Here is a 24,338-nt window from a genome sequence, read left to right on the forward strand (position 1 = left end):
CCCTTTTTCATGATTATACATAGAAAGCGGTGAAGGAATGACAAACAGAGCCATTGTCGCGGGAGCTTTGACCTTTGTCGGATATTGTCTTGTCGAACGGCTGCTGGAGGAAGGGAATGAGGTGCTGGGGCTTGATTTCGAAGAGATTGCGGGCATGTCGGCTGTCAGCGAGGAGAAGCTGCTGGGCGTCGGGCGGAATGCCGCCTTTACGTATCGCTCTTTCCAGGAGTCTTATATAGAAGAAATGAGAAGGCACGGCGGCCAAATGGTGTACATGTGCGCGGCGGAGCCAAATCAGCGCAGCGTTGCGGCCGGGCAGCGGGTGGAGCGCCTGCTGCGGCAGCTGATTGACTTCTGCAAGACGCACACCAAGAAGCTGGTTCTCTTATCCTCTGTGGAGGCCCAGAGGGAAGCGGCGACGGAGAATGGCCGTTTTTTTTACAGCCTGGAGCAACAGGTGGAGCAGGAGCTGCAGCATTATGGCATTCTGCAGATGCCGGTGGTGTATGGACCGTGGCAGCCTGCCTTCATGGCTTATCATCGGCTGCTGAGCGGGGGGAATGCGGACCATCGGGAGCAGGGATCGGATGCTGTATATGTGGATGACGCGGCGGCTTGTCTGCACGAGATGGGCACAGGCAGCCTGGAGGGCCTGTACCATCTCAGCAGCGGCAAGCCGCAGCAGTGGGAAGCGGGAGTCCGGCTGCTGGGCGGAACCGTTCCGCCGGGGGAGAAGCACGGCAGGCGGGCGGGCGCGCGGGTGTATCCGTATCAGCCGCGCACGGCCTTGGAGGAGGGTCTGCGCCGGCAGCGGCTGCATCTGCAGCAATATCAGCACTTGTATGAGCGGATGCCGTAATGCGGCATCTTTTTTTCAGTTTCCGGGGAAACTGCGTTATAATGGAGACATACTTTGAACCAAAGGAGTCATGTACATATGGAACAGCAACGGAACATGCAATTTTTACAGCTGGCGATGCAGCATTTGCCGGAAGCGAAGGCGCTTTTGGAGAGCAGCGGCGTGCCGCTTGATATGAGCAAGGCGCAGCCAGTATTGGAGCTGCTGATGAAGGTCATGAATGATGCATATGAGCTGGGCCGCCGCGAAGCGTTGGCTGAGCAAGCGAAGTAAGCCGGCACTGTGCCGGCTTTACCTTTTCTGATGGCTAAGCGGGCTGCCTCCGCATTTCGTAGTGTCCAGCTGCGGCAGCCAGCCATCTGCCAGGTAGAACCCTGCCCACAGAAAGGCAAAAAGCGCCTTTCAGGGTCAGGAACCTCCCTTCTGATGGCTAAGCGGGCTGCCTCCGCATTTCGTAGTGTCCAGTTGCGCCGGCTAGCCCACTGCCAGGTAGAACCTGTCCACATAAAGGGCAAAAAGCGCCCTTTAGTGGCCAGAACCTCCCTTCTGTGGGCTGAGCAAGCCGGCTCCACATTTCGGTGTAGACAAAATGAACCCGCTCCGGTAAAATTAGTACCAAGTCATAAGAATTGATATAAAAACGGAGGGATTCAGATGAACGCAGGTATTTGGGGAATTGGACGTTTTGTACCTGAGAAAGTGGTGACCAACCACGATCTGGAGAAGGTTGTAGATACATCGGATGAGTGGATCCGGACAAGAACGGGCATTGAGGAGCGCCGAATTGCGGATGACAGCACGGACACGTCCCACATGGCGACAGCTGCGGCCAAGGCGGCCATTGCGAATGCAGGAATCTCTCCCGAGGAAATTGAATTAATTTTGGTGGCAACTGTAACGCCGGACAGTCCGTTTCCATCCATGGCTTGCTTAGTGCAGGAGCGGATCGGAGCACATAAAGCGGCGGCGATGGATATCAGTGCGGCCTGCGCCGGCTTCATGTATGGTATGATTACAGCACAGCAGTTCATCCAAAACGGCGTGTATAAGCATGTGCTCGTGATCGGCTGCGAAAAGCTGTCCAAGATTACAGACTGGTCAGACCGTAACACGGCGGTTCTCTTCGGCGACGGTGCCGGCGCAGCCGTGCTTGGCCCTGTGTCAGAGGGGCGCGGCATTCTGTCCTTCGAGCTTGGCGCGGACGGCCGCGGGGCACCGCATCTGTATCAAAATGACTATATCGTCATGAACGGCCGCGAAGTATTCAAGTTCGCGGTTCGCCAGATGGGCGATTCCTGCATGAACGTGCTGGAGAAGGCGGGCCTGACGAAAGAGGATGTGGACTTCCTGGTGCCGCATCAGGCAAACATCCGCATTATGGAAGCTTCCCGGCAGCGTTTGGAGCTTCCGGTAGAGAAAATGAGCAAAACAGTACACAAATATGGCAATACATCAGCGGCCTCCATCCCAATTTCGATTGTGGAGGAGCTGGAAAACGGTAAAATTAAAGACGGGGATTTGATTGTGCTCGTCGGCTTCGGCGGCGGACTGACATGGGGGGCAGTGGCGCTCCGCTGGGGCAGATAATCACAGAAAAGGAGTGTATCGTACAATATGAAGAAGCGTGTGGTAGTGACAGGATTGGGAGCGTTGACTCCTGTAGGCAATAACGTAGAAGCAGCATGGCACAGCGTCATCAACGGCGTTTCCGGCATCGGCCGCCTGACGCGCCTGAACCCGGATCTGTTCCCTGCCAAGGTGGCGGCGGAAATTAAGGACTTTTCTCCGGAAGATTATATGGATAAGAAGGAAGCGCGCCGTATGGACCGCTTCACACAATATGCGGTTGCAGCAGCGAAAATGGCTGTTGCGGATGCAAAGCTCGATATCAATGAAACAAACGCGCCGCACATCGGCGTGTGGATCGGCTCCGGCATCGGCGGCATGGAAACCTTCGAGGACCAGTTCCAGACACTGCTCGAAAAAGGCGCGCGCCGCGTGAGCCCGTTCTTCGTGCCAATGATGATCCCGGACATGGCAGCCGGTCAGGTATCCATTGCGCTTGGCGCCAAAGGCATCAACTCTTGTACGGTAACAGCATGTGCTTCCGGCGCGAACTCCATCGGTGACGCCTTCAAGGTCATTCAGCGTGGCGATGCGGTTGCGATGGTTACAGGCGGAGCCGAGGCACCGCTGTCGCAAATGGCATTTGCGGGCTTCAGCTCTGCCAAGGCTCTTTCCTTCACAGAAGATCCGGCAAAGGCATGCCGTCCGTTCGATAAGGACCGCAACGGCTTTGTAATGGGCGAGGGTGCAGGCATTATCATCCTGGAAGAACTGGAGCACGCGTTGGCACGCGGCGCGCATATCTATGCGGAAATCGTGGGCTACGGCGCGACAGGCGATGCGCACCATATCACGATGCCGGCACCAGGCGGCGAGGGCGGCGTACGCGCCATGCGCCAGGCGTTGGCTGACGGCGGCCTGCAGCCGGAGGACATTGACTACATCAATGCCCACGGCACAAGCACAGAAGCAAACGAAAAGTTTGAAACAATGGCAATCAAGGAAGTGTTCGCGGACCATGCCTACAAGGTGGCGGTCAGCTCCACGAAATCCATGACAGGCCACTTGCTTGGCGCAGCCGGCGCGGTGGAAGCCATCTTCTCGGTAAAAGCCATTCAGGAAGGTATTATTCCGCCAACCATCAACTATGAAACACCAGATCCGGATTGTGACCTGGACTATGTGCCGAACAAAGCGAGACATCAGGAGGTTCGCGCTGTACTCAGCAACTCCCTTGGCTTTGGCGGACATAACGCCGCTCTTGTGTTCAAGAAATACGAGTAATTCCAACGCGCAGCGCCAGGCTGCGCGTTTTTGTTTTTTCTTCATATAGATAAGTAAGGGGGGAAGAGACATTGGGAATTATGCCAACAGATGAATGGCTGCGGGAGCAGTACGAGGACCCGGCAAAGCTTTGTGAACAGCGTTTGCGAGACCATGTGCCGCTGCCGCCTTCGCACATCTACCGCTTTCTGGCCGCCCGCGGGATGTACCGGCCGGTTCCGGGCGGCTTGGAGGAAGTGAAGGAGCTGCAGCAGGCTGGGATTTGGCGCGGCCTGCGGCGGGAGTACCAGGAGCTGCGCCGCTGGCTGCAGGGCCCGGACATTCCGGTCTATATTTTTCCGTCAGACGCCTACAATCGCCGGATTCAGCGGGAATACGGCGGAAAAAGCGGGCTGGCATTTCCTGGCTGCCTGTTCATATTTGTGTCAAGCCGGAATGAGCTGGAGGAGCTGAAGGCGGTGCTGACACATGAGTATCATCATGTATGCCGGCTGCAGCAGCTGCCGGCAGAGGAGCATGACGGCACCCTGCTGGACTCGATGATCATGGAAGGCTTGGCGGAAGCGGCAGTGCGGGAGCGGCATGGTTCGGAGCGGCACGCAGCCTGGGTTTCCTACTATACAAAGGAGGAAGCCGTGAAGCTCTGGTCCACCTATTTGGAAAAATTTCAGCAGGTGGGCAGAGGCACGCGCAAGCACGAGGATTTGCTGAACGGGCTGCATATTTATCCGCGCATGCTTGGCTATGCGGTTGGATTTTATATAGTAGAAGAATGTATGCAGGAGAATCGGTATACCACCCGGCAGCTGCTGGGCACGCCGGCGGAAAAAATTTTACAGCAGGCTCCGTCTTTTGCTAAAACACGCCCTTGAAAAAGGGCGTTTTGTACGTTTTTTGCCGACCTGGCAGGGAAAGGAGAGAAAAACAGGCCCCTGCATAAAAAAGGAAACGGACAGGAAAAATAGAAATAGACGTAATTCAATATATTTCCTCCCATGGAATAAATTGCGGAACGCCTGACCATAATGGTATGTACAAACAGTTGTGAAGTGAGGGGTAAGACATGTTGTATCTGCATGACGTATGGGTAAACTGGTTTGAAGGTGAAGAGAACGGCTATAACGTCTGTCATTTCTTCGAGTGGCGCAAGGATGACACAATTGAACTGCTCGACCAGGTTCCATTAGTGAAGGTGGATTCCGAGCTGTTCCATTATATCGAAAATGAACTGCTGGAGCTGCCGCCGAAGCTGATGGAGGATATCTATCAAAAGGCGTATATCCGTAAAAATCATGAGCGCATCCAGCTCGACTACTGCTTCGTTGTCTCGGACGGCACTGGCATCTTGGCAGTGGATACAATCGGCTACAATATCCCAATCCGCAAGAGCCGCCTGATTCCGCGCCAGGAGCAGATGGTGTATGATATGCTTGCAAACGTGGAAGCGGAAAAGTACGAATACCGGTCGGCATCACAGCAAAAAGAACATCATATTCTATCTCCTTCGCCTTACATGATGAGCGGTTTGACACGAAAGGAAAGACAGCTCAAGCAACTGTTGTTCATGGCACTAGACCAGCTGCATACAACCCGGAACGCCGCAGAAATTCGTTATTGGTACACAGAATGGGATCCAAGCGCTTATCAGGATATTCAAAGCCTGCCGTTTGAAGATGTATGGGCCCGCTTATATGAAGAGGCCAAATATGGCTGGACGCAGAAGCATGAGCAGCTGTGCGAGCGCCTTGTAAAGGGGCAGCCATTCTTTGAAAAGCTGTGGGAAATGGAAAAGGAACCGAAAGTGAATTAAGCATAAGGGATGTGGAAGCCTAAGAGGGCGGCACATCCCTTTTTATTTAGCCGGAAAGGAGGCAAAATGATGGGAGATTGGAATGAACAGGCAGCGCCGAACAATCATATGCCGGCAAGTCAGTACCGGTACGCGAAACAGCAGAACCATGAGTTCTCCGAGGAGCTTTCCGATGGCGGAGAGCGTGAACGGATGATCCAAGAGCTGCGCCAAACGAAGAAAAAGCGATAGTCCTGTTGGAGAATGAATGAATCTGAATGGTTTCAGACAGAAAAAGACGCAGCGTGTGCTGCGTCTTCTTTCATTAATATTAGCGTCTCTTTCTGCTGAGTCCCATGGCATTCTCTACCTTGCGCAATTGCTTCATCGCTGCGTAGTTTGCCTTCTCCGCACCCTTGTCGAGAATTTCATCCAGCTCCGGCGAGGAAAGAAGCTCCTCGTAGCGCTCCTGGATCGGGCGCAAACCTTCCACAACAGCCTGGGCGACGTCAGCCTTGAATACGCCGTAGCCCTGTCCTTCATATTGTGCTTCCAGCTCCTCTACAGTCTTGCCGCTGAAGGAGGAGTAGATGGTGAGCAGGTTGGAAATGCCCGGCTTGTTTTCCTTATCGAATTTGACGATTCCTTCAGAATCAGTCACCGCACTCTTAATTTTCTTCTCAATTGTCTTCGGATCATCGAGCAGGCTGATCATGGACTTCGGATTTGGGTCCGACTTGCTCATCTTCTTTGTCGGCTCCGTCAGGGACATAATGCGCGCGCCGACCTTTGGCATGCGGATTTCCGGAATGGTGAACACTTCACGGTAGCGGTTGTTGAAGCGCTCCGCCAAATCGCGCGTCAATTCAATATGCTGCTTTTGGTCATCGCCGACTGGCACGATTTCTGTGTTGTACAGAAGGATATCCGCGGCCATCAGCGGTGGGTAGGTCAGCAGTGCCGCCGATACCGCATCTCTCCCTTTGGACTTATCCTTATATTGTGTCATGCGCTCCAGCTCACCGACATAGGCGATGCATTGCATAATCCAGCCAAGCTGCCCGTGCGCCGGAACCTCAGACTGCACAAACAATGTGGACTTCTCCGGGTCAATGCCGCATGCGAGATACAGGGCAGCGAGGCTGCGGATGTTCTTGCGCAGCTGCACAGGATCCTGCGGAACCGTAATGGCGTGCTGATTCACGACGCAGAAGTAGCAATCGTTCTCGTTTTGCAGCTCCACAAATTGCTGCATCGCCCCAATGTAGTTGCCGATGGTAATCGTGCCGCTCGGCTGAATGCCTGAAAAAATAACCGCCATAATAAAAAACCTCCTAATAGAATGCAAAAAAGGCCCATCCGTCGCCTGTAGTAGGGACGAATGGACCGTGGTGCCACCCTAATTATTTTGAATTACAAAATCACTCTGCCCCGTTATCGCCGGGGGAACACGGCAAGGCCTACTCTCTGTCGATTTCGGGTTGCTGCTCAAAAGCCCATTCCATATCGCGCCGTTACTTGTTCGCACCAACCACAAGCTCTCTGAAAAGGCCACCACATGTACTCTTCTTTCTCATCGCATGAAATATGTTGTTTTATAACACATTATAGCAAATCAAACAAAAGATGCAACTAGACGAGAACAGAAAAGCTGATGATCATGGAAACAGCCGCCAGAAGCAGGCCTGTCCCAAGAATTGGCTTTGTCCAGTGGAACGAATAGCTGCGGAACAGAATTTCATCATCGTCCAGCCTTCTCGGTTCTGCTTCCTCAATCAAGGAAGCAGCCTTGCTGTTCGTCCGTTTAAAGACTTTGCGGAAGGCATAGCGTGTAGTATTGAAAAAGCCGCGTTCAATCAGAAACATGAAGCCGCCGACAACCACAAGCGGCATGGCAATATAGAACATGCTGTTGACAAAATGCAGCAGAAACCCGCCGTCTGCCAAGACGGCAGCCACAGCGGACATGACAGCGGCCAACAGCGCCAGCAAACCGGTACGCGTAAGTGTTTCGTTCAAGGATAACTCCCTCCAGCTTATCAGAAAAATAGTATCACCATTATACTATAATGTTTCGGAGAAAGACTACTGGCACTATAACCGCATTTTCACACAAAAAAGCAAATAATTACAAGAAAATTATGAAATAAATTATTTTATAAAAATTTTTCAGGAAAATATAAAAATTTTATTCACAATTCTTTTCTAGTATGTATAATGAAAAGAGTAGAGGCTTAATGACTGATAATTTTGTAAATGCATCCAAAAATATTTTCACACAAAAGGTTTCTACATATAAAGAGAGAGAGAAAATAGAATATAGTCCAAGTTCAGGGAGGGTTTACTTCATGAAGAAACAGCTTACATTTGCTCTCGCGTCTGCCTTGACAGTCAGCACTGTGCTGGCAGGCTGCGGCAACGACGAGAAAAAGGCTTCCGATGCCAAAGCGAAAGAAGGAGGACCGAGCGGCGAGCAAGTGCTGAACCTGTTGGAAGCTTCCGAGATTCCGACGATGGATACAGTGCTGGCGACAGACGCAGTGTCCTTCAATGTGATGACGAACACAATGGAAGGCCTGTATGTGCTGGGCAAGGACGATAAGCCGATGCCGGGTGCTGCAGAATCTTATGCCGCAAGCGAAGACGGCAAGAAGTACACCTTCAAGCTGCGCAAAGATGCCAAGTGGTCCAATGGCGACCCTGTAACGGCAAAGGACTTCGTATACGCATGGAAGCGCGCGGTGGACAAAGCGACGGCTGCCGAGTATGCATACATCATGTTTGATGTGAAAAATGCCGAGAAAATTAACAAAGGCGAGCTGCCGGCCGATCAATTAGGCATAAAAGCAGTTGATGACTATACATTGGAAGTAGAGCTGGAGCGTCCGGTTCCGTACTTCATTTCCCTTATTTCTTTCTCGACCTTCTATCCGCAGGATGAGAAGTTTGTGAAGGCGCAGGGCGACAAGTTTGGCCTGGAGGCAAGCACAACGGTGTATAACGGCCCGTTCGTGCTGAGTGAGTGGAAGCATGAGCAGAGCTTCCAGCTGAAGAAAAATGACAGCTACTGGGATCAAACCAATGTCAAGCTGAGCACAATCAACTTCAACATCGTAAAAGACGTGGCAACGGGCGTGAACCTGTTTGAAACGAAAGAGGTGGACCGTGCCGGCTTGACTGCGGAATTTGTGGACAAGTACAAGAGCACACCGGAATTTGTGACAAAGCAGGATCCGTCTGTATTCTTTGTCCGGATGAACGAAAAGAACAAAGCGCTGGCCAACAAAAACATCCGCAAAGCCATTATGACGGGCTTTGACAAGGAAGGCATCGCGAATGTGCTGTTGAATAATGGCTCCATTGCTGCCGGAGGCCTTGTGCCGAAGGACTTTGTGTCCGGGCCGGACAAGAAGGATTTCCGCGCGGAAAATGGCGATTTGGCAAAGACAAATGTCAAAAAAGCGAAGGAATTGTTTGAAGCTGGCAAAAAAGAACTTGGAGTTGACACAATTCAACTTGAATTGTTAAACTTTGATAGTGAAAGTGCGAAGAAAATTGGCGAATACTTGAAGGAGCAGCTGGAAAAGAATTTGCCGGGCTTGACGATTACCATCAAGCAGCAGCCTTTTGCACAAAAGCTGAAGCTTGAAACGAACGGACAATATGATTTGTCCTTTGCCGGATGGGGACCTGACTATCCAGATCCAATGACATTCGTCGATATGTTCGTAACAAACGGTGCCCACAACCAAATGGGCTACTCCAATGCGAAGTACGACGAGCTGATTCAAAAGGGCAAGACGGATATGACAGACCTGAAGGCGCGCTGGAACAACCTGTTGGAAGCTGAGAACATTCTATTTGAAGATGCGGCGATTGCACCTGTGTATCAGCGCGGACGCGCATTCCTGCAAAAGGAATATGTAAAGGGCATTGTTGAGCACAACTTCGGCGGAGACTTCAGCTTCAAGTGGGCCTACGTTCAGAAGTAACAACATAAGGAACAGTTTGCAGTCCAAAGGGTATATGCTTATGAAGGGCATGTACTCTTTTCTTACTGCAAACCACAAAAGTCCAATTTTACACAAAATTGGCAGAACATTTCGCAAATATGAGGAGGTGCTGTTGTGGGACGTTATACATTACAACGTTTCGGCTACATGATTATCACGCTGTTTTTGATTACAACTTTCACATTCTTCCTGATGAAGCTGCTGCCGGGTTCTCCGCTGACAAACCAGGAAAAGCTGACACCGCAGCAAAAGGAGATTATTTTAGAAAAATACGGTCTAAATGACCCTGTACCAGTGCAGTACGCACGTTATATGGCCAACCTTGTGCAAGGTGATTTAGGTGTATCTTTCAAGTATGACAACAGACCAGTAACAGAAATGATCGGAACACGAATTGGGCCGTCCGCGCAATTGGGTTTCCAGGCATTGCTGGTGGGTACATTCCTGGGCATTCTGCTGGGTATTGTGGCAGCTTTGCGCAATAACACATGGGCAGACTATGGGGCAACCGTTGTTTCCATCATCGGTATCTCTGTGCCATCCTTCGTATTCGCAGCCTTGCTGCAGTACTATGTGGGTGTAAAGCTGCAGTGGCTGCCGGTAGCCTTCTGGAAGGGCTTCGAATATACAATTCTTCCAACCATTTCATTGGCGGTAAGCGTAACAGCGACAATCGCCCGTTTTGCACGTACAGAGCTGCTTGAGGTTATGCATTCTGAATATATCTTAACTGCAAAAGCCAAAGGAATCAGCAAAAGTGTCATTATCATCAAGCATGCTCTCCGTAACGCACTGATTCCAATCATCACCATTCTGGGACCAATGACAGTAAACCTGATGACAGGCACACTCGTTATTGAAAAGATTTTCGCCGTTCCTGGACTCGGGGAACAGTTTGTACAATCCATTACACTGAATGACTATACAGTCATCATGGGAACAACGATCTTCTACAGCGCCCTGTTTGTCATCGTCATCTTTATCGTTGACCTGCTGTATGGAGTGGTTGACCCTCGTATTCGTTTAGCAGGAGGGAAGAGCTGATGAAAGACTTGCAAAATATTTCTCCGGAACTGTTTCAGCCAGCCGACCACAGCAATGTGGACAACGAAGTCATCGCTCGTCCGAGCTTGACATTCTGGCAGGATGTAAGACACCGTTTGTTCCAAAACCGTGGTGCATTGTTCGGTGTAATTATGATTGTCGTAGTGGTGTTCTTTGCGGCATTCGGTCCGTCCATGAGCAAATACTCCTATAAGGACCAGGATCTTGGCCGTTCCAAGCTGCCTCCGCGCATTACAGCACTGTCCTTTATTCCTTGGTTTGACGGCAAGGATTCCAATGGGGTTGACCAGTACGCTAAGCGCAACATCAAAGAAGACTTCTGGTTCGGCACGGACGACCTGGGCCGCGACCAGTGGACAAGAACATGGGAAGGCACTCGCGTATCCCTGTATATCGGTTTGCTCGCAGCAATTGTTGACATGCTCATCGGGGTAACCTACGGCGGTATTTCCGGCTTCTACGGCGGCCGTACGGACAACATCATGCAGCGTATTATAGAAGTATTGAACGGTATTCCGTACTTGATTGTTGTTATTCTATTGGTAATGGTGCTGGAGCCGGGTATTCTGTCCATTTCCCTGGCAATGGTGGCAACCGGCTGGATTAACATGTCCCGTATTGTGCGCGGACAGGTGCTGAAGCTGAAGAACCAGGAATACGTGCTGGCATCCCGCACGCTCGGTTCCTCCAACGGCAAGCTGATCGCGAAGCACTTGATTCCAAACGTAATGGGCCCGATCATCGTTATGGCGATGTTCACCATCCCAAGCGCCATTTTCGCGGAAGCATTCTTGAGCTTTATCGGCCTTGGCATCCGTCCGCCGTTCGCATCCCTTGGTGCGCTCGTAAGCGATGGCTACAAGTCTATTCAAACGTATCCGCACGTGATGTTCATCCCGGCTGCGGTCATCAGTATTCTGATTTTGAGCTTCAACCTGTTGGCTGACGGATTGCGCGATGCGCTTGATCCGAAAATGCGCAAATAAACTGGAAAGGAGAGGTGAAGATGGAAAAAATTCTAGATGTAAAGAATCTGCAGGTCTCCTTTGAGACGCATGGAGGCATCGTGCAGGCAGTGCGCGGCGTAAGCTTTGACCTGAAAAAAGGCGAGACGCTGGCGATTGTAGGGGAGTCCGGCTCTGGTAAGTCCGTTACTTCCAAAGCTTTGATGGGCTTGATCCCAAACCCGCCAGGCCGTATTTCCGGCGGAGAAATCGTATTTGACGGCCGCGACCTGACAAAGCTGTCCGACAAGGATATGCAAAGCATCCGCGGCAAGGAAATCGCAATGATTTTCCAGGATCCGATGACATCCCTGAATCCGACGATGACAGTCGGCAATCAGATTATGGAAGGTCTGATCAAGCATCAGGGCATGAGCAAAACAAATGCCCGCCAAAAGGCAGTGGAACTGATTGACCTCGTCGGTATTCCGAATCCGGAAGCGCGTCTGAAGCAATATCCGCACCAATTCTCCGGCGGTATGAGACAGCGTGTCGTCATCGCGATGGCGCTGGCCTGCAATCCAAAGCTGTTGATCGCGGACGAGCCGACAACCGCTCTTGACGTAACGATCCAGGCGCAAATCCTGGAGCTGATGAAGGATATTCAGAAGAAGACAGACTCTGCGATTATCTTCATCACGCATGACCTTGGCGTTGTAGCTAACGTGGCAGACCGCGTGGCGGTTATGTACGCTGGGAAAATTGTTGAAATCGGCACTGTAGATGAAATCTTCTACAATCCGAAGCATCCGTACACTTGGGGTCTTCTGGCTTCCATGCCAAGCCTGGAGGGCGGAGAAGATGAGCTGTATGCAATCCCGGGCTCTCCTCCAGACCTGATCAAGCCGCCAAAGGGCGATGCATTTGCGGCACGCAATCCGCAGGCACTGAAGATTGACTTTGAAATGGAGCCGCCGATGTTCAAGGTGAGCGACACACATTATGCGGCGACTTGGCTCTTGCATCCAAATGCGCCGAAGGTGGAAGCGCCGGAAGTGGTGCAAAACCGCATTCGCCAAATGAAAGCAGGTGAGCGCAATGGCAAATAACCGTGAGAAGCTGTTGGAAATCAAGGACCTGAAGCAATACTTCAAGGTTGGCGGCGGCAACGTCGTAAAGGCGATTGACGACATCACGTTTGATATTTATAAGGGTGAGACATTCGGCTTGGTAGGCGAATCCGGCTCCGGCAAGTCCACAACCGGCCGCACCATTATCCGTTTGTACGATGCGACAGCCGGTGAAGTGTTGTTCAACGGCGAGAATGTACACGGAAAGAAATCCAAGGCTGAGCTGAAGAAGTTCAACCGTAAAATGCAGATGATTTTCCAGGATCCATACGCATCCCTGAACCCGCGTATGACAGTTGCGGATATCATCGCGGAAGGCATTGATATTCATGGTCTGGCAAAGTCCAGAGAAGACCGCATGAAGCGCGTATATGAGCTGCTGGAAACGGTAGGCTTGAACCGCGAACACGCAAACCGCTACCCGCACGAATTTTCCGGAGGCCAAAGACAGCGTATCGGGATTGCCCGCGCATTGGCGGTGGAGCCGGAGTTCATTATTGCAGACGAGCCGATTTCCGCGCTGGACGTGTCCATTCAGGCACAGGTTGTCAACCTGCTGAAGCGCCTGCAAAATGAAAAGGGCTTAACATATCTCTTCATCGCCCACGACCTGTCCATGGTAAAATACATCAGTGATCGTATCGGTGTTATGTACCACGGCAAAATCGTGGAATTGGCGGAAAGTGAAGAGCTGTATGCCAACCCGATTCACCCGTATACAAAATCCTTGCTGTCAGCGATTCCGCTTCCAGATCCGGACTATGAGCGCAACCGTAAGCGTATTGTCTACGATCCGAAGCAGCATGACTATGCCAATGAAGAGCCGAAGATGCGTGAAATCCGCCCTGGCCACTTCGTGCTTTGCTCTGAAGCGGAGTACAAGAAGTATAAGGAATTGTATCAATAAGAAAAAGAGATCGTGCTCCTTTGGTGCACGGTCTCTTTTTCTTATTGTACTGATGCGTCCGGCAATCTAACAATGCAGCCGTTGTATATATTTCACCAAGTAAAAAACCCCCGCAGCTGCAGAGGGGTTTTTACTTATTGTATAGGTTTTGTACAGGGATTAATACGTCTTTTTTCTGTAGATGCCTTTGCCGCCGACAGCCTTCCAGCCTGTCTGGGTGCGGGCAGTCCAATCCACAAATTCCGTGCGCTTCTTGCCGCCGAATACCTTTTCGCCAATGCCGTTTGTCAGAACGCCCATGAGCGCTGTAATGCCGATGATCAAGCCTGCCACAATTGCCAGGTCCACGAAATAGCCCAACATATGAAGTCCCCCTTGTTTGAAATAGTCCCTGTCTATATTGTAAGCGAAAACATGCCGGAAGAAAAGGAAATCTATGAATTGCGACAATGTTCTGCAAGCTTTGCGCGATCCTTAAGTTTGTATAGGTTTTGTGCAGGTTTTTTTTCGTCTTTTTAAAGAAATAGATGTATATTTCCGGGAGGATGTATTGTATAATGATTATTGAAGTTACTTATTTATAGTAATTGTAATTTGAAAAATGTTTTCAGTTCTCGGGACTGTTTGTTAGAGAGTACGTGTAAGTACTTATTGTTAGGAGAGTGAGTAAGAGATGGTAACTTTATATAGTTCCCCAAGCTGTACGTCCTGCAGAAAGGCAAAGCAGTGGCTGGAGGAAAATCACATTCCATACACAGAGCGGAATATTTTTTCCGAGCCGTTGACGATTGAGGAGATTAAGGAAATTCTTCGCATGACAGAGAGCGGCACCGATGAAATTATCTCAACCCGTTCCAAAATTTTTCAAGAGCTGAACATCAATGTAGAAGCACTTCCGCTTCAAGACTTATACAAAATTATCCGCGACTATCCGGGCATCCTGCGCCGTCCGATCATCATTGACGAGAAGCGTCTGCAGGTTGGCTATAATGAAGATGAGATCCGCCGCTTCCTGCCGCGTACCGTCCGTACGTTCCAGCTTCGTGAAGCGCAGCGCCTTGTAAACTGACGGAGCCCAGTCGAACTATATGAAATAGACCAACACTTTCAGCCCGGTGATGGTCTATTTTTCATTCCAGGCTGTGGGGGGCATATACCGCTGTTTCACTGCCGGATGAGTGGGTGTACAGTCAGCGATTTCCCCCAAAACAGCCTCTACAAAAAAGGCCTTCTACAACATGTAGAAGGTCTTAGCTGTGTGCCTTTTTCAGGCGAATTTGATTGCTGATATAGCCTGCCGCAATCACGCCGACAATTGCGGCAATCGGGAGACCAATTGTTAAATAGCTGTTTTTCTCAAAGAAATCGTGCAAACGCGGCTCATGCGTCATCATTTTACCGGCTGTGTATGCCAAAATTCCTGCGCCAATGTATACAAGTGCTGAAAACTTCTCCATCAGCAAGAGGATGAGCTTGCTTCCCCACACAATGATAGGGATGGAGATTAGTAGACCGAACACGACAAGCCAAATGTGTCCGCTGGCTGCGCCGGCAATGGCCAGTACGTTGTCAAATCCCATTACAACATCGGCAAACACAATGGTGCGCACAGCAGCAAAGAGCGTCGTGCCGGCTTGGATGCTGGACATGTTTTCTTCGCTTTCGCCTGTGAGCAGATTGTATGCGATGAACAACAGGAGAATGCCGCCGACAAGCTGCAGAAACGGAATTTGCAAGAGGTATACAGCAATGATAGTCAGCAGAATCCGAACCACAATTGCGAGGCCTGTGCCGATGACAATGGCTTTGTTGCGCTGCTTTTCAGGCAGGTTGCGGCTTGCGAGCGCAATCACAATTGCATTGTCCCCGCCAAGTACGACATCTATCCCAACGATAATGAGAACAGACATCAAAAGATCCAAATTCATCTTGTTGTCCCCCGTTTATCGATTTTAACCAAAGTCCACATTTAACTATACGAGAGGATGTACAACCATGTCAAGAATTGGGTGCCACTAACTTTGTCGAATGAGCTTCTTGTCCCTATAGCTTGTGTGCTTCCTTATGATTTATGTATGGAGAAAACAGGATGCCGGCCGTGTCCAAATATGAACAAATATGAAAAGAAAGGGTTGTAACCGTCCTTTTCAGCCATATTATAAAAGTACTCAATCCATTTTTCATGAAATGAAAACAGGGCTTTCCGGGAAAAATTACGAATGCATATCAAATGGAAAGCTTTCGATGCATAAGAGCTCCGGAAAGAACGCATTACGGTGCTGCCCTGAAGAACAGGGGATGTGCGCCTTATTTTAGGCAAACAACTGTTTTCAAAAAATATTGCGTTTTTATTTCCATTCTGGCACATCTTATCATAAAATGAGAGTACAAGATTTCTACTGCATTTCCTCACAGCATGATACGATGGTACAAATATACTGTCTAGGGGGTTCCCTTCATTTGAAAAAAGCTGAGGTAGAAGGGAGAGGTTACTTTGGATATTGAACGCATCAACGAACACACAGTCAAGTTTTACATTTCCTATGTTGATATAGAGGAGCGCGGCTTTGAGCAGGATGAAATCTGGTACAACCGCGAAAAAAGCGAGCAGCTGTTCTGGGAAATGATGGATGAAGCGCGTGATCAGGATGACTTTTTTGCGGATGGCCCGCTCTGGATTCAGGTGCAGGCACTGGAGAAGGGCATCGAAGTCATTGTGACAAAGGCGCAGCTGTCCAAGGATGGGCAGAAGCTGGAGCTGCCAATCGGCCTTGATAAGATCATTGACATCCAAGTGGATGAGCAGCTGGAAGCATTATTTGACCAGCAGCTGGAGGACGCAATTGACCCATATTATAATATAGACGGTACGCTGGGCTTTATTGTACGGTTCGAGGATTTTGAGCATGTCATTTCTCTGAGCCACCGGCTTCGGTTGGAAGACATCACCAATGAACTGTACCTGTTTGAAAACCGCTATTATCTATATGTAGAATTTGATGAAACGTTACATGATGAAGATGAGATGGATGGCATTCTAAGCGTCATCCTGGAGTACGGCGAAGAATCCGTGCTGACCATTCACCGCATTCAAGAATATGGCAAGACCATTATAAGGGAGGATGCCCTCGCTGTCATCAGCAAGCATTTCCCGCCGAAGCAATGAGCCGGTTTCTTAGTTGTGAAATCGGCTTTTCCTTTGTGCATACTATACAACAGAAAGGAGGATGCGGATGAAAAATATCCTCAAGCTGATTCTGTTTTTGCTCATTCTATTTTCTGTTTTTGTGGGGCTGCGCCTCCTCAGTAACGAAGCCATATATGCAAACTTGTTGGACTTGGAGAATGTCTCCCTGCTTGGCATTGTCAGTGCCTTGTTTACGCTGTCAGCCTTTTTAATCGGATTTGTCATCTTCCTGGAAAATCGCAATCCTTCCAAAACGCTGACGTGGCTCATTGTGCTGGGGATTTTTCCTGTTTTGGGATTCTTTGCCTATCTGCTGTTCGGGCAGAACTTCCGGCGCAAGCGGATGTTCCAAAAGAAAGCCCTGTTGGATGAGCAGGCGTTTCTTCGGTACAAGGGCAGCAAGCAGCACCAGGAAATGCTGATATCCAAGCATCGCCATCAGGAGCTGCTGTTCCGGCTGGCTGAGCGGCTCGGGGCCCTGGATATTTCCTTTCATACGGAAACAAAGGTGCTGACCAATGGGGACGAAACCTTCTCTGCGATTCGAGCTGTGCTGGAGAAGGCAAAGCATCACATACATATGGAGTACTATATCGTCCGTGATGACCGGATTGGAAATGAAATAAAAGAAATTTTGATTCGCAAGCGTTCCGAGGGCGTAATCGTCCGCTTTTTGTATGATGCGGTTGGCAGCTTCCGGCTGTCCAAGGCCTATATTCGGGAGCTGCGCGAGGCGGGGGTGGAGATTGTGCCGTTCTTCCCGGTTCGTTTTCCGATTCTCAATGATAAAATCAATTACCGAAACCATCGTAAAATCATTGTAGTCGATGGACGGGAAGGCTTTGTCGGCGGCTTGAATATTGGCGATGAGTATTTGGGGCACAACGAATACTTTGGCTTTTGGCGGGACACACATCTGTACCTGCGCGGGGAAGCTGTCCAGAGCCTGCAGCTGATTTTTCTGCAGGATTGGTTTTACATGACTGGTGAAGCGCTGCTGGATCCGCTGTTCGTGAAAGCGGAGCGCATCGGCGAGGGGGAAAGGGGCGGCGTGCAGCTCGTGGCCGGCGGACCGGATAATAAGTGGGAAACCATCAAGCATATTTACTTTGCGCTCATCGCCTCCGCGCGCAAATCCATCTGGATTGCCACGCCGTATTTTATTCCCGATGATGATATTTTTGCAGCGCTCAAGGTGGCGGCCCTGGCCGGCCTGGATGTGCGCCTGCTGGTGCCGGCTAAGCCAGACAAGCGCACGGTGTTCTATGCCTCACGCTCCTACTTTCCGGAGCTGCTGGAGGCAGGGGGGCGCATCTATGAGTACGAACGGGGCTTTTTGCACAGCAAGATCGTGATTGTGGACTCGGAGCTTGCTTCCATCGGGACAGCCAACATGGATATGCGCAGCTTCCACCTGAATTTTGAGGTGAATGCCTTTTTATATGAAACCGACAGTGTGAAAAAGCTGGTCAGCGATTTTGAGTCGGACTTGCTGGAGGCGAAAGAGATTCATGTGGACCATTTCCAAAACCGCCGCCTGATGATGCGGATGGTGGAGTCCATGTACCGGCTGCTGTCGCCGCTGCTGTAGAAAGGCCACTGCCAAGTGCAGTGGCTTTTGTATTGGGCATCATTCCTGCGTCTATTTACATTTATGGAAGAGCTTATAAACCCTGTCTTCACATGGAAAAACATGTAGATTTTCCTTTTGGATCATTAACATCATTTATGTCAATGGAGCTGAAGAAAATGAGGGAAAGCTTGCAGCGATGGAGGAAAAGTGCTGGAGCAGCTGCAGCCGTACGGAGAGCGGGGGTATCACCGGGAGAAGGGTGTCAGGTGACACCCTTCTTTTCAGTGTAAAAAGTAAGGAAGATAGTATACGAGGGAAAGGAGTATGCTCGGCACCGCCAGCAGCAACGTGCCAATGGTGAAGGCATTGCGGCGGAAGCGGTATACGTCGCTTGTCAGCGTTTCTGTCAAACCAAAGTAACGGTCATCCACCTGATTGATGCGGCTTTGGTGATTGAGAAAGAACGGCACGCACCAAACCAGTACGATCAGCAGCAGGCTGGACATGAACAGGGCATCGGGGAAGCTCATGTGCAGCAGGGAAGAGACGCCAAACACCGCCAGCAGTTCGAGTGAAACGGTAGTGGCAACAAGGGTGATCATCTGCATAGGCTTGCTCATCTTGCAAAGCAGCCGGTCTGTCACCCAATCCGACAATCGGCCCCAGAACCTGAGGAGAGCGACAGCCGCCGCAAGCATGAGGAGCCAAAATAACACTTTGAGAATCACAAAGAATATTCCATTTGCCAGCATAAAGCCTTCCATGGCAAGCCTCCATTCGTTGTCCAGACAGCAATTTTATTGTAGCCGGGGGAAAAGAGGATTTCCCTGCCGCCGTCTGTGTCAGCCTTCCTATTAGTATAGCAAATTTAGAAAAAACAGGAAGATGGTGCCCGGGGAGGAATACCGCCTTTTCCGTTGAAAGAAAGGGAAAAGGAGTGATGCTATGTTCACAGCCCATACTGCCGGCGGCAAACGTGTCAATCTGCTGGATGCATGGAGCAGGCCGCAGCTTCTGCAGCTGCAGGAGCGGGAGAAGCTGCTCTGCCCCGTGTGCGGCGGGGAGGTGCGGCTCCGTCTCGGCGAGCAGAAAAGATTTCATTTTGCCCACAAACGGGAAACCTTTTGCTCCACCTACTTCGAACCGGAATCAGCCTATCACCGGCACGGAAAACAACTGTTATACCTTTGGTTTCAGGAGCAGGGGCTGCAGGCGGAGGTGGAAGTGTATCTCCCGTCCATCCGGCAGCGGCCGGATTTGCTGCTGAATCCGCACGACAACCCCATTGCCATTGAGTATCAATGCGCCACAATCTCCAACGAACAGCTGCTCAAGCGGACGCGCAGCTACTGGCACGCCGGCATCCGCGTCCTGTGGATTCTTGGCGGCAGCCAGATGAAGCGCCATGCCGCCCATTGGATGCGGCTGTCCTCGCTGCATACCCTCTGCACCCAGTTCTCCGGCTTGCCCTATCTTCTCTATTTCTGTCCCGAGGCCCGCGCGTTTTTCAAATGTGCCCCGCTCATTCCCTTCAGCACCGCCGCCGTATTTTGCCATCAGCTTTTGTCTCCTCTTAAGGAAGCCTCCCTGCAGGAGCTCTTTGCCCCGCCGGTTGTATCACTCCCCTCTTTGCGGCAGGAGTGGAGCCGCAAGAAGAAGCAATACCGCGCCAATGCCCTCTATCCGTACCGAAAAAGCAAGGACCGCATCTTGTACAGCCTGTATGAGCAGGGCATCCCTCTGTCCTGCTTTCCGCCGGAAATCTGTGTGCCGCTGCCGTCCGGCCTGGCTTTTCGGGAGCCGGCTATTCTGTGGCAATACCGCTTTTGGCAGACCGCCTTCGGAGCGGAGGAGGAGGGGGCTTGTGTCCGGATGACCGAACGGCTGCTGTCCCGGCAACCGGCCCGCGCCCTCCCGTATCTGCCGTCCTCCTATCGGCAGCAGGCTGCGCATGAATACCTGCAATTTCTTTGTCTGACAGGTGCCATTTCGGGCGAAGGAGAAGGGGTGTACCGCAAGCAGCGCAGCTTGTTTGTGCCGGCGACAGAAGAGGAAGCCAATGCCTGCGATGAAAAGTGGATTCACCATGCACTTTCTTTGTTTCCGGCGGAGCAAATCGTAACATCCCGTTCCTGAAAAAGGATATAATAAGAGGTGGCACGGCAATGGAAGGAAAAAGCAGGAAAAGAACAGAAAGAAGCGAATTCATACATCAGGCTTTCCTGAAGGAGGGAACAAAACATGTCAGAGCAAAAAACAGTCAAGCAGCTGCCGGCGCGCAGCGAGATTACCATGGAGGATACATGGCGTCTCGAGGATATTTTCCCGACAGACGAAGCATGGGAGCAGGAATTTACTGCGATTAAGGACATGCTGCCAAAAATCAGCGAATTCAAGGGAACGCTGGGTCAATCAGCCGGCAATCTGCTGAGTCTGCTGCAATATCAAAATGAAATCACCATGCGCCTTGGCAAGCTGTATACATACGCGCACATGCGCTACGACCAGGATACTACAAATTCCTTTTATCAAGCCTATAACGACCGTGCCCGCAGCTTGTATGCCCAGGCGTCCAGTCTGATGGCCTATATTGTGCCGGAAATTCTGTCCATTCCGGAGGACACCCTGCAGGGCTTCCTGCAGGAAAACGAAGAGCTGAGCGTGTACCGGCATGCGCTCGAGGAAATCAATCTGCAGCGCCCGCACGTGCTGAGCGAAAGCGAAGAAGCGATTTTGGCGCAGGCGTCCGAAGTCCTCGGCTCCTCGAGCAACACATTCGGCATGCTGAACAATGCCGACCTGAAATTCCCGTCCATTACCGACGAGAACGGGGAAGAGGTGGAGGTCACACATGGCCGCTACATCCAGTTCTTAGAGAGCGATGACGGCCGCGTCCGCCGCGATGCCTTCATGGCGGTGTACGACACATACGGCAAATACCGCAACACATTCGCCAGCACGCTGGGCGGCTCAGTAAAGAAGAACAACTTCTACGCGACGGTGCGCAAGTACAAGTCCGCGCGCGAGGCAGCTCTCAGCAATAACAACATTCCGGAGGCTGTATACGACCAGCTCGTGGCGGCCGTCCATGAAAATCTGCATCTGCTGCACCGGTACGTGGACATCCGCAAGCGTGCGCTCGGTCTGGAAGAGCTGCATATGTACGATCTGTACACACCGCTTGTCAAAGAGGTGAAGATGGATGTGCCGTATGAAGAGGCGCAGGATATCCTGCTGAAGTCCCTGGCTGTATTGGGCGATGAGTATGTGGATATTTTGAAGGAAGCATATGAAAACCGCTGGGTGGACGTATACGAGAACCGCGGCAAGCGCAGCGGGGCGTATTCCTCCGGCACATATGGCACGAACCCGTACATTCTGATGAACTGGCAGAACAACGTCAACAACCTGTTCACGCTGGCGCACGAGTTCGGCCATTCTGTGCACAGCTACTATACGCGCAAGAATCAGCCGTACACTTACGGTGACTATTCCATTTTCGTGGCAGAGGTGGCGTCCACTTGCAACGAAGCGCTGCTGAATGATTATCTGGTGAAAACAACAGATGACAAGAAGAAGCGCCTGTACCTCTTGAACCACTATCTGGAAGGCTTCCGCGGCACCGTATTCCGCCAGACCATGTTTGCGGAGTTCGAGCATATGATTCATGTGAAGGCGCAGGAAGGCCAGGCGCTCACACCAGACTTCCTGACAGAGTCGTACTATGAGCTGAACAAGAAGTACTTCGGCGACGGGCTTGTCATTGATGAGCAAATCGGCCTGGAATGGTCACGCATTCCGCATTTCTATTACAATTACTATGTGTACCAGTATGCGACAGGCTTCAGTGCGGCCACTGCGCTGTCCAAGCAAATCCTGGAGGAAGGGCAGCCGGCGGTGGAGCGCTACATCAACAACTTCCTGAAGGCAGGCAGCTCCGACTATCCAATCGAGGTGCTGAAGAAGGCGGGCGTCGATATGACATCTCCGGAGCCGGTGCGCGAGGCATTGAAGGTATTTGAAGAAAAACTCAACGAGCTGGAGCAGCTGTTGTTTGAGCAATAAGAAAGAAGAGGGGCAGATGATCTCCTCTTGCTTTTTGCTGTGTATAGCGGAAATTGTCGAAATTGTTCGTCACATAAGCGTCATTAAGAACGGAACCCGCGAAACCGGTTCCGGCTGGCGAACTGCCAGACAAACCACACGATGGACGCAAACAAAAAAGGTACCGAAAGCAGCAAAGGAAATGTTTCCAGTAAAGAAAAAATATACAAAAGAAAAGCCAGCAGCACGAGGGCTAAAGCCCCTAAAATGCGTGATTTTCCCATATTTTCTCCTCCTTTTGTCCCTGTTTTAGCATATGCGGACATGTAAGCGTTTAGAATGTGTCATTTTTGTGAAATAAGAAATAAAGAGATTGTCATTTAAAGTCGAATCCTGTAATATAAGTCATGTGAACGAGGTTCACACTCACATACAAACATATACCCCTTTGTTTGAACGTGAAAATTTCTCCCATCCCCTTTAAATTTATAAGCCGTAAAGAAAAACGACCTGGTTCCCCTGGGTCGTTTTTCTTTTCTATACGAATTTCCAATACATATCGCGTTCTGTCGGCACTTGCACGACCTTGCGTTTGAGCAGCAGCTTTTTCATTTCCCGCATAACATCTGCTTCAGACATATCATAAATAATCGCAAGCTCATTCGTAGAGATAAACTCAAAGCACTGCAGCAGTGCCTCCAGCGGCGGAAGCGGCTCAGGTACGAGATTTTCCTTCACCATTTCCCGCAGCACCTGTACGTACACATCATAGGAGTACATGCCGGAAATCTTTACGCCTTCTTCATCCGATTTGGCATTGAAAAACACAATAGATGGAATTTCGGTAATATGCAGCTCGTTTGTAAACTTAAGATCGCACTGAAAGGCTTTTGCCGCGCTGACAGATTGCAAATCCTGCAAGAACTCATCGAGGTCAATGCCGCTTTTCTCCGCGCAGGCAAGCAGTGTTTCATGCGTCGGCCGGCTGACGTTTTGCAGAAAGAGGTGCTCCTGCAGCTTCCGCAGGAATTGCGATCCGGCGCGGCGCCCCTGCAGCTCTGCGGCTTTAATGGCCAATGAAGCTATATGCGGCGAAGCATCGCAGGCATGCATATGCATCCGGCCGTCGCACGACATCCCGTGCATGCTCGAGCTCTTTTCCCATACGAACCGCACATTGGCGGGCTTATTCCACTTGTGTCCAGGGGCTGCCGCTGCAGCCTCTGCTTTGCCTGTCAGCACGTGGCGGATGGAAAAATACTTTCCATATTCCAGCAGCAGCTTAATGATGAGCGGTTCAATGACCCAGCAGTCCCTGCAGAGCGGGTCGATAAAGAAATAGGCTTCCACCGGCTTATTGGAGCAGTTTTGCGGCAGGTCCTTAGCCATTACGCCTCACCTGCTTCATCCGGCGTATTCACCATATGGTGGGCCGTTAAGGTCAGGCGTTCGAAGATAAAGGTGCGGAGCTCGCCGTTCAAGCCGACTTCATCCATGGCCCGCTGCATGCAGGAGAGCCAGGCCGCCGCCCGCTTCGGGGTAATGTCAAAGGGCATGTGGCGCGCGCGCAGCATGGGGTGGCCATGCTCCTCTGTATACAGGCTGGGTCCGCCCAAATATTGGGTCAGGAATTGCTTTTGCTTGCGTGCCGTTTCAGTCAAGTCGCTCGGAAAAATGGGAGAGAGGTCAGGATGACGGCTCACATGGGAGTAAAATGTGTCCACAAGCTGTTCAAGTTTTTCGCCGCCGATGGCATCAAATGGTGTCATAGAATGAAAATTCATATTGGTGTCTCCTTTTCCCGTAAAAATGACAATCGCGTTCTAACCGTCCGCAGCACCCTGCACCCGGGAAGAGTGCAACGGACGAGCAGAACCCGTGTAGTTCGGCTGTTTGCTTTTGCGTTGGGGTGAGTTCCCACCGCTTTTCTTGATGTCCAGCTGCACCGGCTGGCCCACTGCCAGGGAGAACCTGGCC

At 51.0% G+C, this 24,338-nt stretch carries 25 protein-coding genes and 1 other annotated feature; of the genes, 17 read left to right on the top strand and 8 right to left on the bottom strand.

What is annotated here, in order from left to right; genetic code table 11:
• Positions 1 to 37: 37 nt before the first annotated feature.
• The 7 genes from NK662_RS07040 (at position 38) to NK662_RS07070 (ending at position 5,750) form a co-directional block, all read left to right on the top strand.
• Positions 38 to 859 carry an NAD-dependent epimerase/dehydratase family protein gene (locus tag NK662_RS07040; RefSeq protein ID WP_254758210.1) on the top strand — a complete coding sequence of 274 codons (822 nt, stop codon included), beginning with the start codon at positions 38 to 40 and terminating at the stop codon, positions 857 to 859.
• Between the two features lie 78 nt (positions 860 to 937).
• Positions 938 to 1,132 carry a ComZ family protein gene (locus NK662_RS07045; protein WP_254758211.1) on the top strand — a complete coding sequence of 65 codons (195 nt, stop codon included), beginning with the start codon at positions 938 to 940 and terminating at the stop codon, positions 1,130 to 1,132.
• A 381-nt stretch (positions 1,133 to 1,513) separates the two neighbouring features.
• A complete protein-coding gene (locus NK662_RS07050; RefSeq protein WP_254758212.1) occupies positions 1,514 to 2,446 on the top strand; it encodes a beta-ketoacyl-ACP synthase III in 933 nt (310 codons plus the stop codon).
• 27 nt (positions 2,447 to 2,473) lie between these two features.
• Positions 2,474 to 3,709: a beta-ketoacyl-ACP synthase II gene (fabF, locus tag NK662_RS07055; RefSeq protein WP_254758213.1), complete on the top strand. Its 1,236-nt coding sequence runs from the start codon at positions 2,474 to 2,476 to the stop codon at positions 3,707 to 3,709.
• 71 nt (positions 3,710 to 3,780) lie between these two features.
• A complete protein-coding gene (locus NK662_RS07060; protein ID WP_438503600.1) occupies positions 3,781 to 4,581 on the top strand; it encodes a DUF2268 domain-containing putative Zn-dependent protease in 801 nt (266 codons plus the stop codon).
• 191 nt (positions 4,582 to 4,772) lie between these two features.
• Positions 4,773 to 5,519 carry a YjbA family protein gene (locus tag NK662_RS07065; protein WP_254758214.1) on the top strand — a complete coding sequence of 249 codons (747 nt, stop codon included), beginning with the start codon at positions 4,773 to 4,775 and terminating at the stop codon, positions 5,517 to 5,519.
• 69 nt (positions 5,520 to 5,588) lie between these two features.
• On the top strand, positions 5,589 to 5,750 hold the full coding sequence (locus tag NK662_RS07070) for a hypothetical protein (protein WP_254758215.1): 162 nt from the start codon (positions 5,589 to 5,591) through the stop codon (positions 5,748 to 5,750).
• Positions 5,751 to 5,829: 79 nt separating this feature from the next.
• On the opposite strand, the gene trpS is transcribed toward NK662_RS07070, so the two are convergent.
• Both trpS and NK662_RS07080 read right to left on the bottom strand, forming a co-directional pair.
• Complete coding sequence (trpS, locus tag NK662_RS07075; RefSeq protein WP_254758216.1) at positions 5,830 to 6,819, bottom strand: tryptophan--tRNA ligase; 990 nt, start codon at positions 6,817 to 6,819, stop codon at positions 5,830 to 5,832.
• A 49-nt stretch (positions 6,820 to 6,868) separates the two neighbouring features.
• Positions 6,869 to 7,084 (bottom strand) — a binding site (T-box leader).
• A 46-nt stretch (positions 7,085 to 7,130) separates the two neighbouring features.
• Positions 7,131 to 7,517, bottom strand: a complete 387-nt coding sequence (locus NK662_RS07080) for a DUF3899 domain-containing protein (protein ID WP_438503601.1) — start codon at positions 7,515 to 7,517, stop codon at positions 7,131 to 7,133.
• Between the two features lie 329 nt (positions 7,518 to 7,846).
• Here NK662_RS07080 and NK662_RS07085 point away from each other — a divergent pair, with 329 nt between their 5' ends.
• The 5 genes from NK662_RS07085 to NK662_RS07105 all read left to right on the top strand — a co-directional run bounded on the left by NK662_RS07085 (position 7,847) and on the right by NK662_RS07105 (position 13,557).
• The gene (locus NK662_RS07085) at positions 7,847 to 9,490 is read left to right on the top strand and encodes a peptide ABC transporter substrate-binding protein (protein WP_254758217.1); all 1,644 of its coding nucleotides are present in this window, start codon (positions 7,847 to 7,849) and stop codon (positions 9,488 to 9,490) included.
• A 135-nt stretch (positions 9,491 to 9,625) separates the two neighbouring features.
• Positions 9,626 to 10,555, top strand: coding sequence for an oligopeptide ABC transporter permease (opp3b, locus tag NK662_RS07090; protein WP_254758218.1), 930 nt, complete (start codon positions 9,626 to 9,628; stop codon positions 10,553 to 10,555).
• Positions 10,552 to 11,562 carry an oligopeptide ABC transporter permease gene (gene opp3C / locus NK662_RS07095; protein ID WP_254758529.1) on the top strand — a complete coding sequence of 337 codons (1,011 nt, stop codon included), beginning with the start codon at positions 10,552 to 10,554 and terminating at the stop codon, positions 11,560 to 11,562. The genes opp3b and opp3C overlap by 4 nt, the downstream gene beginning before the upstream one ends.
• Before the next feature lie 20 nt (positions 11,563 to 11,582).
• Positions 11,583 to 12,629 carry an ABC transporter ATP-binding protein gene (locus NK662_RS07100; RefSeq protein WP_254758219.1) on the top strand — a complete coding sequence of 349 codons (1,047 nt, stop codon included), beginning with the start codon at positions 11,583 to 11,585 and terminating at the stop codon, positions 12,627 to 12,629.
• Positions 12,619 to 13,557, top strand: a complete 939-nt coding sequence (locus tag NK662_RS07105; RefSeq protein ID WP_254758220.1) for an ABC transporter ATP-binding protein — start codon at positions 12,619 to 12,621, stop codon at positions 13,555 to 13,557. The genes NK662_RS07100 and NK662_RS07105 overlap by 11 nt, the downstream gene beginning before the upstream one ends.
• 159 nt (positions 13,558 to 13,716) lie before the next feature.
• Here the strand turns inward: NK662_RS07105 and NK662_RS07110 are convergent, their stop codons facing one another.
• Positions 13,717 to 13,920 carry a hypothetical protein gene (locus tag NK662_RS07110; protein ID WP_254758221.1) on the bottom strand — a complete coding sequence of 68 codons (204 nt, stop codon included), beginning with the start codon at positions 13,918 to 13,920 and terminating at the stop codon, positions 13,717 to 13,719.
• 310 nt (positions 13,921 to 14,230) lie between these two features.
• Between NK662_RS07110 and spxA the strand changes: the two genes are divergently transcribed.
• Positions 14,231 to 14,626, top strand: coding sequence for a transcriptional regulator SpxA (gene spxA, locus NK662_RS07115; RefSeq protein ID WP_254758222.1), 396 nt, complete (start codon positions 14,231 to 14,233; stop codon positions 14,624 to 14,626).
• Positions 14,627 to 14,807: 181 nt separating this feature from the next.
• Here spxA and NK662_RS07120 read toward each other — a convergent pair whose 3' ends face one another.
• Positions 14,808 to 15,485: a TerC family protein gene (locus NK662_RS07120; RefSeq protein ID WP_254758223.1), complete on the bottom strand. Its 678-nt coding sequence runs from the start codon at positions 15,483 to 15,485 to the stop codon at positions 14,808 to 14,810.
• Positions 15,486 to 16,051: 566 nt separating this feature from the next.
• On the opposite strand from NK662_RS07120, the gene mecA reads away from it, so the two are divergent.
• Complete coding sequence (gene mecA, locus NK662_RS07125) at positions 16,052 to 16,723, top strand: adaptor protein MecA (protein ID WP_254758224.1); 672 nt, start codon at positions 16,052 to 16,054, stop codon at positions 16,721 to 16,723.
• 67 nt (positions 16,724 to 16,790) lie between these two features.
• Positions 16,791 to 18,335: a cardiolipin synthase gene (gene cls, locus NK662_RS07130; protein WP_254758225.1), complete on the top strand. Its 1,545-nt coding sequence runs from the start codon at positions 16,791 to 16,793 to the stop codon at positions 18,333 to 18,335.
• Between the two features lie 263 nt (positions 18,336 to 18,598).
• Here the strand turns inward: cls and NK662_RS07135 are convergent, their stop codons facing one another.
• Positions 18,599 to 19,081, bottom strand: coding sequence for a hypothetical protein (locus NK662_RS07135; RefSeq protein WP_254758226.1), 483 nt, complete (start codon positions 19,079 to 19,081; stop codon positions 18,599 to 18,601).
• 181 nt (positions 19,082 to 19,262) lie between these two features.
• Between NK662_RS07135 and NK662_RS07140 the strand changes: the two genes are divergently transcribed.
• Positions 19,263 to 20,453 carry a competence protein CoiA gene (locus NK662_RS07140; protein ID WP_254758227.1) on the top strand — a complete coding sequence of 397 codons (1,191 nt, stop codon included), beginning with the start codon at positions 19,263 to 19,265 and terminating at the stop codon, positions 20,451 to 20,453.
• Positions 20,454 to 20,558: 105 nt separating this feature from the next.
• A complete protein-coding gene (gene pepF, locus NK662_RS07145) occupies positions 20,559 to 22,382 on the top strand; it encodes an oligoendopeptidase F (protein ID WP_254758228.1) in 1,824 nt (607 codons plus the stop codon).
• Positions 22,383 to 22,465: 83 nt separating this feature from the next.
• Here the strand turns inward: pepF and NK662_RS07150 are convergent, their stop codons facing one another.
• The 3 genes from NK662_RS07150 to NK662_RS07160 form a co-directional block, all read right to left on the bottom strand.
• Positions 22,466 to 22,645 (bottom strand): hypothetical protein, encoded by a 180-nt coding sequence (locus tag NK662_RS07150; RefSeq protein ID WP_254758229.1) that lies wholly within the window; start codon positions 22,643 to 22,645, stop codon positions 22,466 to 22,468.
• Between the two features lie 253 nt (positions 22,646 to 22,898).
• Entirely contained in the window at positions 22,899 to 23,750 is an 852-nt protein-coding gene (locus tag NK662_RS07155; protein ID WP_254758230.1) for a ClpXP adapter SpxH family protein, read from the bottom strand.
• A complete protein-coding gene (locus NK662_RS07160; protein ID WP_254758231.1) occupies positions 23,750 to 24,145 on the bottom strand; it encodes a globin domain-containing protein in 396 nt (131 codons plus the stop codon). Before NK662_RS07160 ends, NK662_RS07155 begins: the two co-directional genes overlap by 1 nt.
• Positions 24,146 to 24,338: the final 193 nt, after the last annotated feature.

It is taken from the genome of Ectobacillus ponti (assembly GCF_024294785.1).
In the GTDB taxonomy this organism is placed as follows: Bacteria; Bacillota; Bacilli; order Bacillales; family Bacillaceae_G; genus Ectobacillus; species Ectobacillus ponti.

Bases quoted from the DNA above. Each gene is read 5' to 3' on its own strand.
- NK662_RS07085 (WP_254758217.1), top strand. From the start codon at position 7,847: ATGAAGAAACAGCTTACATTTGCTCTCGCGTCTGCCTTGACAGTCAGC.
- NK662_RS07120 (WP_254758223.1), bottom strand. From the start codon at position 15,485: ATGAATTTGGATCTTTTGATGTCTGTTCTCATTATCGTTGGGATAGAT.
- NK662_RS07110 (WP_254758221.1), bottom strand. From the start codon at position 13,920: ATGTTGGGCTATTTCGTGGACCTGGCAATTGTGGCAGGCTTGATCATC.
- NK662_RS07140 (WP_254758227.1), top strand. From the start codon at position 19,263: ATGTTCACAGCCCATACTGCCGGCGGCAAACGTGTCAATCTGCTGGAT.
- NK662_RS07065 (WP_254758214.1), top strand. From the start codon at position 4,773: ATGTTGTATCTGCATGACGTATGGGTAAACTGGTTTGAAGGTGAAGAG.
- NK662_RS07070 (WP_254758215.1), top strand. From the start codon at position 5,589: ATGGGAGATTGGAATGAACAGGCAGCGCCGAACAATCATATGCCGGCA.
- NK662_RS07050 (WP_254758212.1), top strand. From the start codon at position 1,514: ATGAACGCAGGTATTTGGGGAATTGGACGTTTTGTACCTGAGAAAGTG.
- fabF (WP_254758213.1), top strand. From the start codon at position 2,474: ATGAAGAAGCGTGTGGTAGTGACAGGATTGGGAGCGTTGACTCCTGTA.
- spxA (WP_254758222.1), top strand. From the start codon at position 14,231: ATGGTAACTTTATATAGTTCCCCAAGCTGTACGTCCTGCAGAAAGGCA.
- trpS (WP_254758216.1), bottom strand. From the start codon at position 6,819: ATGGCGGTTATTTTTTCAGGCATTCAGCCGAGCGGCACGATTACCATC.
- NK662_RS07045 (WP_254758211.1), top strand. From the start codon at position 938: ATGGAACAGCAACGGAACATGCAATTTTTACAGCTGGCGATGCAGCAT.
- pepF (WP_254758228.1), top strand. From the start codon at position 20,559: ATGTCAGAGCAAAAAACAGTCAAGCAGCTGCCGGCGCGCAGCGAGATT.
- NK662_RS07040 (WP_254758210.1), top strand. From the start codon at position 38: ATGACAAACAGAGCCATTGTCGCGGGAGCTTTGACCTTTGTCGGATAT.
- cls (WP_254758225.1), top strand. From the start codon at position 16,791: ATGAAAAATATCCTCAAGCTGATTCTGTTTTTGCTCATTCTATTTTCT.
- NK662_RS07105 (WP_254758220.1), top strand. From the start codon at position 12,619: ATGGCAAATAACCGTGAGAAGCTGTTGGAAATCAAGGACCTGAAGCAA.
- NK662_RS07160 (WP_254758231.1), bottom strand. From the start codon at position 24,145: ATGAATTTTCATTCTATGACACCATTTGATGCCATCGGCGGCGAAAAA.
- NK662_RS07135 (WP_254758226.1), bottom strand. From the start codon at position 19,081: ATGGAAGGCTTTATGCTGGCAAATGGAATATTCTTTGTGATTCTCAAA.
- NK662_RS07150 (WP_254758229.1), bottom strand. From the start codon at position 22,645: ATGGGAAAATCACGCATTTTAGGGGCTTTAGCCCTCGTGCTGCTGGCT.
- NK662_RS07155 (WP_254758230.1), bottom strand. From the start codon at position 23,750: ATGGCTAAGGACCTGCCGCAAAACTGCTCCAATAAGCCGGTGGAAGCC.
- NK662_RS07100 (WP_254758219.1), top strand. From the start codon at position 11,583: ATGGAAAAAATTCTAGATGTAAAGAATCTGCAGGTCTCCTTTGAGACG.